This window comes from Dysgonomonas sp. 511, from assembly GCF_010501105.1.
In the GTDB taxonomy this organism is placed as follows: Bacteria; Bacteroidota; Bacteroidia; order Bacteroidales; family Dysgonomonadaceae; genus Dysgonomonas.
In genome coordinates this window covers 1-1,296 of the sequence record NZ_QVMQ01000076.1, presented here as the reverse complement: position 1 = coordinate 1,296, position 1,296 = coordinate 1, and the positions used below count along the sequence as shown (strand labels likewise).

Genomic DNA, 1,296 nt, shown 5'->3' with positions numbered 1-1,296 from the left:
AAAAAAAATTAAGACTTAATTGAGTATCATTTTGATATTTTACTTGAGTTTGCTGATCATTGAAAAGGTTTTCTATTGGTATTTTTTCAAATAAGGACAAACTAAGTACTCGTAATATTTCATAAGTGGATCCTTTTATTTTTAATTCATGTTTCATGATTACAACCAGACAATAAGTTATAATAGCAGAAAATATCTGGATTTTGACGGCATTTTCAGAAGTGCCATAAAACTCCTTTATTCTCAAATGTTGTTTTATCCATTTGAAAAAGATTTCTATATTCCATCGATATTTGTATAGAGTGGCAACTTGTTCAGCTGTTATATCCAAATTGTTTGTCAAAAAAGAAAAGGTCGTTTTCTGTTCCTTACTATAGTATACAACAGATCGCAGTTTTCCCGGATATCCTTTTTGAGCAATTCTGGATGTAAACTTAATAATCTGATCAGCCATGATCCCGGTTTGGATATTATTATAGTTTTTGTCAATTAATACGTTGTATTTCATATTTTGTTTTTTTCTTACTACAAAAAAGGCTCCAATAAGATTGATTGCATATAGTTGAGGCGTGCTAATATATGCCTTATCAAAGAGATAGAACGCGTTCGGTTCATATGGGATAATATCCATCAGGGTACAATCGCTGGTTAATTGGTCGGTGATTACATTGAAGGTTGGTATTTGGTTCTTTATATCATATAAGGTGTGCAATTTAATACCTCCTGTTCCTTTTCGTTGTTTAGCCCACCAAAATGTATTAATACATAAAGTGATTATTGAAGAATCAAAAGCATATACCTTATCATCTGTTTCCAGATCAACGAACTGTGTATTGTTCGATTTTATGTAGTCAACGAGCCTTAAAGAGAATCTCTCAAAAACATCTATACTACGTACTTCATTGGCTTTAGATAAATTACTACGTGTCACGCTTTTTCCAAATCCAAGATGATAAAACTTATTCTTATGCGCATCAAGTATTCCAATCAAATCCCGAAGGCTTTCCCGATTAGATAGCTGACCAAAAATCAGAACTAAAAGATGATTCCAGCAAGTAAATGATTTTACATATTTATTGCCTTCGTATTTATCGACCAAACAATCAAAAACCCGCTTAGGCAGAAAACTGCATAATTGAGTGAAAACATAATGTCCATTGTGCATTCTTACTATCATTTTGTTACTTCTAACAAAATTAGAGATTTGAAATATACACGTAAAATAAATCAATGTTATTGATTGCATATCAGATAATTACATCACTTGTTAATGACTTTTAGTGGACACTAGTGAAT

Annotated in this window: 1 protein-coding gene; it reads right to left on the bottom strand. The window is 31.3% G+C overall.

The window, feature by feature from the left end; genetic code table 11:
• Positions 1–1,177: IS4 family transposase (locus tag D0T57_RS15310; protein WP_255490637.1), on the bottom strand; the 1,177-nt coding region annotated here is incomplete at its 3' end.
• Positions 1,178–1,296 lie beyond the last annotated feature (119 nt).